Origin of the sequence: Phenylobacterium sp., from assembly GCF_044236515.1 — a bacterium.
In the GTDB taxonomy this organism is placed as follows: Bacteria; Pseudomonadota; Alphaproteobacteria; order Caulobacterales; family Caulobacteraceae; genus Phenylobacterium.
Window position 1 is genome coordinate 1 of sequence record NZ_JBIIGK010000126.1, and the last position, 8,789, is coordinate 8,789.

General features: G+C 69.8%; 10 protein-coding genes. 1 reads left to right on the forward strand and 9 read right to left on the reverse strand.

Going from position 1 to position 8,789, the window contains the following annotated elements; translation table 11 throughout:
- The 4 genes from ACILRF_RS12200 to ACILRF_RS12215 all read right to left on the reverse strand — a co-directional run.
- Positions 1–161: AAA family ATPase (locus tag ACILRF_RS12200; RefSeq protein ID WP_395673259.1), on the reverse strand; the 161-nt coding region annotated here is incomplete at its 3' end.
- A 15-nt stretch (positions 162–176) separates the two neighbouring features.
- On the reverse strand, positions 177–782 hold the full coding sequence (locus tag ACILRF_RS12205) for a DsbA family protein (RefSeq protein WP_395673246.1): 606 nt from the start codon (positions 780–782) through the stop codon (positions 177–179).
- The gene (locus tag ACILRF_RS12210; protein ID WP_395673248.1) at positions 779–1,390 is read right to left on the reverse strand and encodes a DsbA family protein; all 612 of its coding nucleotides are present in this window, start codon (positions 1,388–1,390) and stop codon (positions 779–781) included. The genes ACILRF_RS12205 and ACILRF_RS12210 overlap by 4 nt, the downstream gene beginning before the upstream one ends.
- A 78-nt stretch (positions 1,391–1,468) precedes the next feature.
- Positions 1,469–2,008: a DUF721 domain-containing protein gene (locus tag ACILRF_RS12215; RefSeq protein ID WP_395673250.1), complete on the reverse strand. Its 540-nt coding sequence runs from the start codon at positions 2,006–2,008 to the stop codon at positions 1,469–1,471.
- Positions 2,009–2,050: 42 nt separating this feature from the next.
- Between ACILRF_RS12215 and mutY the strand changes: the two genes are divergently transcribed.
- A complete protein-coding gene (mutY, locus tag ACILRF_RS12220; protein ID WP_395673252.1) occupies positions 2,051–3,100 on the forward strand; it encodes an A/G-specific adenine glycosylase in 1,050 nt (349 codons plus the stop codon).
- On the opposite strand, the gene ACILRF_RS12225 is transcribed toward mutY, so the two are convergent.
- From ACILRF_RS12225 to ACILRF_RS12245, 5 genes are all read right to left on the reverse strand, one after another.
- Positions 3,097–4,176, reverse strand: coding sequence for a site-specific DNA-methyltransferase (locus tag ACILRF_RS12225; protein ID WP_395673254.1), 1,080 nt, complete (start codon positions 4,174–4,176; stop codon positions 3,097–3,099). The genes mutY and ACILRF_RS12225 overlap by 4 nt on opposite strands.
- A 91-nt stretch (positions 4,177–4,267) precedes the next feature.
- Positions 4,268–6,496 (reverse strand): ATP-binding protein, encoded by a 2,229-nt coding sequence (locus ACILRF_RS12230; RefSeq protein ID WP_395673255.1) that lies wholly within the window; start codon positions 6,494–6,496, stop codon positions 4,268–4,270.
- 65 nt (positions 6,497–6,561) lie between these two features.
- A complete protein-coding gene (locus ACILRF_RS12235; RefSeq protein WP_395673261.1) occupies positions 6,562–7,194 on the reverse strand; it encodes a ribonuclease HII in 633 nt (210 codons plus the stop codon).
- Positions 7,195–7,204: 10 nt separating this feature from the next.
- Entirely contained in the window at positions 7,205–7,816 is a 612-nt protein-coding gene (locus ACILRF_RS12240; RefSeq protein ID WP_395673257.1) for a DNA-3-methyladenine glycosylase I, read from the reverse strand.
- Positions 7,817–7,878: 62 nt separating this feature from the next.
- The gene (locus ACILRF_RS12245; protein WP_395673263.1) at positions 7,879–8,694 is read right to left on the reverse strand and encodes a YgfZ/GcvT domain-containing protein; all 816 of its coding nucleotides are present in this window, start codon (positions 8,692–8,694) and stop codon (positions 7,879–7,881) included.
- Between the last annotated feature and the right edge of the window lie 95 nt (positions 8,695–8,789).

Sequence of the window (8,789 nt, forward strand, 5' to 3'; positions counted from 1 at the left end):
TTGGCCGAGTTGGCGCCCATCACCCAGCGCAGGGCTTCCAGCAGGTTCGACTTGCCGCAGCCGTTGGGGCCGACAATGCCGGTGACGCCGGGCTCGATGCGGAACTCCGTCGGATCGACGAAGGACTTGAAGCCCGAGAGGCGCAGCCGCTGGAAGTGCACCGGGCCCGAGCCTCCCTAGCCCCCCGCCGCGGCGACGGCCGCTTCGAGGTCTTCCAGGGATTGGACGCTGACCGGCTTACCGTTCACGAAGAAGGACGGCGTGGAACTTACCTTGTCGTCCATCACGGCGCGGCGGGCGCGGGCGTCGAACTGGGCGAGGGCCTGCTGGTCGGTCAGGCAGGCCTCGAACTGGGCTTCGGTCAGTCCGTTCTGCTGGGCGATGGCCAGGAAGATGGCGCGGACGTCGCCGGTCTGCCAGCGGGGCTGGCTGCGGAAGACCTCGTCGACGACCTTGAAGTACTTCGACGAGCCCGCGCAGCGGGCCATCAGGAAGCCGGCGGCGGCCAGCGGCAGAGGCGGGGTCGGCAGTTCCTTGAGTACGTAATGCACGCGGCCGGTGTCGACGTACTTGGCCTTGAAGACCGGCCAGATGGTGGCGTTGAAGTGGGCGCAGTGCGGGCAGGTGACCGAGGCGTACTCAACAAGCTTCACCTTGGCGGCGGGGTTGCCGAGGCTCATGTCGTCCGGCGCGGCGACGCCCGGGGCGGCCATGGCCGGGCCGCTGGCCGCGGCGGCCGCAGCGAGGGCCAGGGTCCGCCGGCGGCTGAGCGACAGGGTCACTTGGAGGCCGCGGCGACCGCGGCTTCGAGCTGGGCCAGGGTGACTTCGCCCGAGGCCAGCTTCTCGCCGTTGATGACGAAGGTCGGGGTGCCGGTGATGCGGTCTTCGCGGACGGCGCGTTCCATCCGGCCTTCGAGGGCCTTGATGGCGGCTTCGTCGGTCAGGCAGGCGTTGAACTGCTCTTCGGTCAGTCCGGCCGACTGGGCGATGCGCAGCAGGACGCCGCGGACGTCGCCGGTGGTGAACATTTCCTGTTGGTTGTGGAAGATGGCGTCCACGACGCCGAAGTATTTGTCCTCGCCGGCGCAGCGGGCGATCAGAAACCCGGCGGTGGCCACTTCCTGCGGCGGGGTGAGGAATTCCTTGAGCGTGTAGTGGACCTTGCCGGTGTCGATGTACTTGGCCTTGAAGGCCGGGAAGACCTCGTTGTTGAACGCCGCGCAGTGGCTGCAGCTGACCGAGGCGTACTCGACCATCTTCACCGGCGCCTTGGGATCGCCCAGGGACATGTCGCCCGCAGCCGGGCCGTTGACGCCACCCTTGTTACAGCCGGCCAGCGCCAGGCTCGCGACGGCGGCGGCGGCAAGGAGGAGACGACGGCTCAGCATGGTCGAACGCCCTTCGTGAAAGTCCGAATGAAAGATTAAAGCGCGATTCCCGGTGCGTCGCCCACTACGCCACCCAGGTCAACCGCCGCGTCGCAGGACGCCGCGGCCAAGGGCGGCCAGCGCCTGCTTGAGCTTTCCGTCCGGGGCGGCGGCGAGGCCCTGGAGAAGTTGCGCCTCCTGGCCGGCGTCGAGCGGTGGCGGACGGCGGCGAGCGACGGGCGGTTCCGGCGCGTGGCGCAGGGGTCCCTGTACGATGCGCAGCTTCTGAATCCCGTCGCCCCCGAGGAACAGGTTCACCCGCGCGAGGATCTCATGCGCCTGGTGCTGAATGATCGCCGCCGACGGCCCGGCGACACGGATCTCCAGGGACGAGGGCCCGCCGTTGCGGCCCTTGACCAGTTTGACCGGCTCGGTACGGCGGGCGATCTCCGGGCCGACGACCTCGCGCCAGCGGGCCTGCAGCGCCCCGGGCCCCTGGCCGTATTTGTCGTCGAGATCCCGGAGCAGTTTGTTGAGCCCGCGCCCGGCGGGCGGCGGCGGGCGATGCTGTGGCCGCGTCCGCTTCTCCGCCAGGATGCGGAGCGCCTCTTGCGGGGTCGGCAGCGGGCGGCGGGACATGTCGCCACAATAGCCGGGCCGGCGGGCGGGCGCTAAGGGGGAATGGTGACCGTCGAGACGATCCGCCGCGCGCTGCTGTCCTGGTACGACGCCCACGCCCGCAACCTGCCGTGGCGGGTGGGGCCGGCGGCGCACGCGGCCGGTGTGCGGGGCGATCCCTACCGGGTGTGGCTATCGGAGGTGATGCTGCAGCAGACCACCGTCCCGCACGCGACGCCCTATTTCCTGAAGTTCACCGCCCGCTGGCCGACGATCGGCGACCTCGCCGCAGCACCAGACGCCGAGGTGATGGCCGCCTGGGCCGGGCTCGGCTATTACGCCCGCGCCCGCAACCTCTTGGCCTGCGCCCGCGCGGTGGCCGCGGACCATGGCGGCGTGTTCCCGGACACCGAGGCGGGGCTGCGAAGCCTGCCTGGCCTTGGCCCCTACACGGCGGCGGCGGTGGGCGCGATCGCCTTCGACCGGCCAACCAACGTCGTCGACGGCAACGTCGAGCGGGTGGTCAGCCGGCTGTTCGCCGTCGAGACGCCTCTGCCGGCCGCCAAGCCCGAGCTGAAGCGGCTGGCGGGCGAACTGGTGCGCGACGCGCGGCCCGGCGACTGGGCGCAGGCGCTGATGGACCTCGGCGCGACCGTCTGCCGGCCCAAGGCGCCGCTGTGCGAGCGGTGCCCGCTGACCGCCCACTGCGCGGCGTTCGCGGCCGGCGCGCCGGAGACCTATCCCCGCAAGACGGCCAAGGCGGTGCGGCCGCATCGCCATGGGGTGGCGTACATCCTGACGCGGGGCGACGAAATCGCCCTGGTCCGTCGGCCGCCCGACGGGCTGCTGGGCGGCATGCTGGCGCTGCCGACTTCGGACTGGCGAAGCGAAGCGTGGACGCCCGACGAGGCGCTGGCGGCGGCGCCGAGCGACGCCGACTGGCGTCACGTCGGCGAGGTCGAACACGGCTTCACCCACTTCACCCTGACCCTGCAGCTGCTGCGGGCCGAGGGCGACGGGCGCGAGGTGATCTGGAGCCGGCGGCGCGACCTCGACGGCCTGCCGAGCGTATTCCTGAAGGCGGCCCGGGCCGGCCTGGCGAACCTGCTTTAGGCCGGCATCTGCGAGCGGACCTTGGCCCGCAGGACGTCGATGGGAGCCAGGCCCGCGTCGGACTTGAAGTGCCAGTACGTCCAGCCGTTGCAAGCGGGGACCGACTGCACCATCGCCCCGACCTTGTGGATGGAGCCGGCCATCTCGCCGACCACGAGGCTGCCGTCGGCGCGGACGCGGGCGGCGTTGCGGCCCTTCGAGCAATAGAGCACGTCGCCGGGGCGCAGCAGGCCGGCCTCCACGATCTGGCCGAACGGCACGCGCGGCTCGGCGCGCTTCGAGCCGGTGACGACCATTTCCTCGGCCGTCGCCGGGATCACCTTGGCGATGCGGGCCTTGGCCAGCTTGGCGTAGTCGGCCTCGCGTTCGATGCCGATGAACTTGCGGCCGAGACGGCGGGCGGCGGCGCCGGTGGTGCCGGTGCCGAAGAAGGGGTCGAGGATGATGTCGCCCGGCTTGGTCGACGCCAGGATCACCCGATGCAGCAGGGCTTCAGGCTTCTGGGTCGGATGGGCCTTGGCGCCGGTCTCGTCCTTGAGCCGCTCCTCGCCGGTGCACAGCGGCAACGTCCAGTCGGAGCGCATCTGCAGCTCGTCGTTGGCCATCTTCATGGCGTCATAGTTGAAGGTGTAGCGCCGGCCGCCGCGCGCCTTGGACGCCCAGATCAGCGTCTCGTGGGCGTTGGTGAACCGCGTACCCTTGAAGTTCGGCATCGGGTTGGCCTTGCGCCAGACAATGTCGTTCAGGATCCAGAAGCCGAGGTCCTGCAGCGCCGAGCCGACCCGGAAGATGTTGTGGTAGCTGCCGATCACCCACAAGGCGCCCTCGTCCTTGAGGACCCGGCGGCATTCTTTGAGCCACGCACGCGTGAAGGCGTCGTAGGCCTCGAAGCTCTCGAACTGGTCCCAGTGGTCGTCGACGGCGTCGACCTTGGAATTGTCCGGCCGCAGAAGGTCGCCGCCGAGCTGGAGGTTGTAGGGCGGGTCGGCGAACACCAGGTCGACCGAGCGGTCGGGGAGCTTCGCAAGCTCCTCCAGGCAATCGCCCTGGATGATGGTGTCGACGGGAACGCGCATGCCAAAACCTTGAGGGACGGCCCTTGGATCAGAAGGCGCAGGATCGCCCGACGTGGTGAAGGCCGACCTAACGGCTATGGTCAACGAGAGGTTAAGCCGCCTCCGCCTGCGCCGGCCGCGGACGCCCGAGGGCGGCCAGCAGTTCCGACACGGAAACCGGCTTCGACAAATGCCCGTCGGCCCCGGCGCTGAGCCCGGCGTCCATGTGCTCCTGCAGGCAGTTGGCGGAAACCATGAAGATCGGCGTGCGCGGCCGCCCGTCACGCTGCTCCAGCGCACGGATGCGGCGCGTGGCTTCCAGGCCGTCCATGACCGGCATCTGCAGGTCCATCAGGATGGCGTCGAACGCCCCGCCCTCGACCGCGGTCACAGCCTGGGCGCCGTCCTCGACGTCGACATGGCCGATGGCGGCCGATTCCAGGATCAGGCCGAGCACCTTGCGGTTGACCGCGTTGTCGTCGACGACCAGCACGCGGAAGCCGCCGCTCTCGGCGCTCGGCGGCTCGGCCGCGGCATCGGCCGGGGTGGCGATCGGCGACAGGTCGAGGGTGAAGGCGAAGGTCGAGCCTCGGCCCGGGACGCTGACGCAGTCGAGCTCGCCGCCCATCAGGCGGATGTATTCCTGGCAGATCGAGAGGCCGAGGCCCGCGCCGCCGTGCCGGCGGGTGGAGCTGTCGTCGGCCTGCTGGAAGCGGCCGAACAGGCCAGCCTTGGTCGCCTCGTCGAAGCCCGGGCCGGTGTCGGTGACGGCGAACATCACCTTGTCGTCGCAGCGCACCGCCGAGATCATCACCTCGCCGGCGTCGGTGAATTTCACGGCGTTGTTCAGGAGGTTGCCGAGCACCTGACGCAGGCGCCGGCCATCGCAATTGACCCAGGTCTCCTCGCCGAGATCGATGGCCGCGCGCAGCTTCAGGCCCTTCTGCGCCGCCCGGCCGGAGAACAGGTCGGCCGCCGACGAGACGATGGCGGCGAGGTTGGCCGGTTCCGGTTCCAGAGCCTCGACCCCGGCCTCGACGCGGGCGAGGTCGAGGAGGTCGGTCAGCAAGGCGTTGAGCAGGGCGCCCGACGACTGCATGACCCCGACCAGCTCGGCCTGTTTCGGCGATAGACCACTATGGGCCAGGACATCGGCGATGCCGAGCACGCCGTTCAGCGGGGTGCGGATCTCGTGGCTCATGTTGGCCAGGAAGGCGCTCTTGGCGCGGCTCGCCGCCTCGGCGGCGTCGCGGGCGGCGGCGAGGGCCTCGGTCTGCAGCCGCTGTTCGGTGACATCGGTCAGGACGGTGACGCCGCCGCCGCTGGCGGTGGGAAAGTCCTCGCGGCGGATCCAGCGGTGGTCCGGCAGGCGGAATTCGGCCGCGCGGCTGCGCCACTCGCCGGCGTCGGAGAGAGCGTCAGCGTCGGCGAAATCGAACCAGCCCGCCGCCTTGGCCTGGGACAGGATCAGGCTACGGCTCATGCCCACGCGCGGCGTGACGCCAATGTCGGCCATGAAGCCGTCCATGGCGTGGTTCCAGTTCTGCAACCGGCCCTCAGCGTCATAGAAGACGAGGCCGGCCGGAACCGTGTCGAGGGCGCCGCGCACGCTTTGCAGGGCGGCGCGCTGGGCGAGCCGCTCCATCATCACCAGGGCCACCGCGGCGGTCAGAATGAGGCCGGCGAGCACTGTCGTAGCGACGGCGAGCAGGGTCCGGCCAATAGCCGGACCGTGGACCAGGATGGTCGGATCCGGGGTCAGCACCACCGCGCTCATCGCCGTGAAATGCAGGCCGCAGACGGCGAACAGGAACATCGGCGCGGCGACGATCCACGAGCGCCGACGGGCGGCGGCGAAGGCGGCGACGCCGCCCAGGATGGCGAGGGCGATCGAGGCGACGACAGGCACCAGCGCCAGGGTCAGCGCCGCGTTGGTGCGGATCGCCGCGATACCGACATAGTGCATGGCGGCGATGCTGAGCCCGGCGGCGACGCCGCTTTCGACGACCCCGAGCAGGTCAGGGCGGCGCAGCGACAGAGTGAACGCCGCCGCCATCCCGAGGATCGCCAGCAGCAGAGAGGCGATGGTGCCGATCGGCTCGTAGGCGACATTGAGAGTCGGTTGGTAAGCGAGCATGGCGATGAAGTGGGTCGCCCAAACGCCCGACCCGGCGACGAGGGCGGCGAGGATCAGCCAGCTCGATCGCAGGCCCTCTCGAGCCTTGCGGCTCTGGCGGTGGAAGCCGAAGGCCGCGCACGACGCCACGGCGCAAATCACCGCCGAGACGAAGACCAATCCGAGGTCGTGGTTTTCAGTCACACAACCGATGACTTGCAGCATTGCGGCGCCCTTCGCGAAGCCGCGACTAGCAGGACGGCGGATTAAGCAATCCTTGCCGCTTCAGTTTACTCGCCGAAAGGTAGTTCTTCCTGCGTGCCGCCTTCGCCCGCGAGTAGCATTTTCACCGGAGTCCATGTCATTCGATGGATTTCGCAGGGGCCGAGTTCTCGCAAGGCCTTCTGGTGAGCCGGTGCGTTGTAGCCCTTGTGACTAGCGAAGCCGTAGCCGGGATAGACCAGGTCCATCTCGGTCATCAGCCGATCGCGCGCCACCTTGGCCAGGATGGAGGCGGCGGCGATCGACTTCGACTTGGCGTCGCCGCCGACAACGGTCTTCACCTCGCAGGGCAGCTTGAAGCGGTAGTTGCCGTCGACGAGGGCGAAGGTCGGCTGGACGGACATCGCCTCGATCGCCCGGCACATGGCCAAGCCCGTGGCATGCAGGATGTTGAGGCTGGCGATCTCCTCGACAGAGGCGAAGCCGACGCCCCACGCGACCGCCCTGGCCTTGATCTCGACCTCCAGCGTCTCGCGCGTCCGGGCGTTGAGCTTCTTGGAATCGTCGAGCCCCTTGGGGATCTTGCGCGGGTTCGGATCGAGAATCACCGCCCCGGCGCAAACCGGACCGGCCCAGGGACCGCGACCGGCCTCGTCGACGCCGCAGACGAGGCCGCCGACAAAGGCCTTCTCCAGCAGCATGGTCGGGCCCTTAGCCACGGGCCAACGCCTTGACGTCGTCATGCCGCGCACAGCAGGTCAGGTGGTCGTTGACGATGCCGACCGCCTGCATCCAGGCGTAGACGATCACCGGGCCGACGAACTTGAAGCCGCGGGCTTTCAGGGCCTTGGAGACTTCGACAGCGAGCGGGGTCTGGGCCGGAATGTCGGCCATCGAGGCGCGGCGATTCTGCACGACCTTGCCGTCCGTGAAGCTCCAGCAGAACTCGGAGAAGTCTTCGCCACGGTCGCGCATCCGCAGATAAATCCGGGCGCCGGCGATGGCGGCGTCGATCTTGGCGTTTGAGCGGACGATGCCGGCGTCGGCCATCAGTCGTGCCCGGTCGGCCTCGCCGTAGCCGGCGACGATCTCTGGATCGAAGCCGTCGAAGGCGGCGCGGAAGGCGTCGCGCTTGCGCAGGATGGTGATCCACGCCAGTCCGGCCTGGAAGCCGTCAAGGACCAGCTTCTCCCACAAGGCGCGGGAGTCGTACTCCGGCACGCCCCACTCGGTGTCGTGATAGCGCTCGTACAGCGCGTTTCCGACCATGCCCGGCCAGGCGCAGCGGCGGCCATCGAGGGCATGCGGATCCGGAACCGTCATCGGCCGCACTCTCAGCCGAGGCGACCGGGAACCTCAAGGGGCGTCGCGTCGCAGCCGCCGCTTCAGGCCGCCTTATCCCCAAGAGCCTGCACGAACCAGGCGGGCCGCTCGACCCGGACAGGGCGGCCGTCAACGGCGAGGCCGCCCGCCTCGATGCGGTCGAGCCGCAGCAGGGCCATGGCCCGGCCGTCGGCGGCGGACAGGGCTTCGCCGGCGCGCAGCTCTCCGACCAGCACTTCCGCCCCGGGGGCGGGCCGCGGACCGTCGAAGACGATCGGCAGCATCCGCGACTTGACCTGGCCGCGCCGCTTCATGCGCGAGGTGGTCTCCTGGCCGACGAAGCAGCCCTTCTTGAAATCGATGCCGCCGAGGAGGTCGAAGTTGGCCTCGATGGGATAGGTGCGATCCGAGCCCCAGTCCGCCGGGCCGGGAACGCCGAGGGCCAGGCGGTGGGCCTCGTAGTCGGCCTCGGTCGCGTCGGCCGCGGCCGCGACGCCGTAACCGCGCCAGCCGAGGTCGGCGAGTCGCGGGTCGGCGAGCCAATCGGGACCGGGCGGGGCATTGGCGCCAAAGGCCGCAAACGCCGGCGCGTCGTCCGCGGCCAGGGTGACCTTGGCCCTCAGGCGATAGATCGCCAGGCGCTGGAGGATGGTCTCGCGCGCGTCAGCCGCGACGTCGAGCCAGCAACCGTCGGCCCGGCCGACCACGAACAGGTCCCACAGCAGCCGGCCCTGCGGCGTCAGCAGAGCGCCGAACCGCGCCTCGGCCGGCGCCACAGTCTCGACATCCTGGGTGATCAGACCCTGAAGGAAGCTGCGCCAGTCGGGGCCGTCGACGGCAATCAGGGCGCGGCTGGAAAGGCGGGCGATGCGGTTCATAACGGCAATTTGGGCGAGCGGGCGGTGGAGCGCCAGCGGCCACAGCCCTATAGATTGCGGATGACGCGCGGGTCCTTCCCGATTCTGTTCATCAC

Excerpts from the sequence above, each read along its gene's own strand:
- ACILRF_RS12245 (WP_395673263.1), bottom strand. The coding sequence starts at position 8,694 with ATGAACCGCATCGCCCGCCTTTCCAGCCGCGCCCTGATTGCCGTCGAC.
- ACILRF_RS12225 (WP_395673254.1), bottom strand. The coding sequence starts at position 4,176 with ATGCGCGTTCCCGTCGACACCATCATCCAGGGCGATTGCCTGGAGGAG.
- ACILRF_RS12215 (WP_395673250.1), bottom strand. The coding sequence starts at position 2,008 with ATGTCCCGCCGCCCGCTGCCGACCCCGCAAGAGGCGCTCCGCATCCTG.
- mutY (WP_395673252.1), top strand. The coding sequence starts at position 2,051 with ATGGTGACCGTCGAGACGATCCGCCGCGCGCTGCTGTCCTGGTACGAC.
- ACILRF_RS12235 (WP_395673261.1), bottom strand. The coding sequence starts at position 7,194 with ATGCTGCTGGAGAAGGCCTTTGTCGGCGGCCTCGTCTGCGGCGTCGAC.
- ACILRF_RS12210 (WP_395673248.1), bottom strand. The coding sequence starts at position 1,390 with ATGCTGAGCCGTCGTCTCCTCCTTGCCGCCGCCGCCGTCGCGAGCCTG.
- ACILRF_RS12240 (WP_395673257.1), bottom strand. The coding sequence starts at position 7,816 with ATGACGGTTCCGGATCCGCATGCCCTCGATGGCCGCCGCTGCGCCTGG.
- ACILRF_RS12230 (WP_395673255.1), bottom strand. The coding sequence starts at position 6,496 with ATGCTGCAAGTCATCGGTTGTGTGACTGAAAACCACGACCTCGGATTG.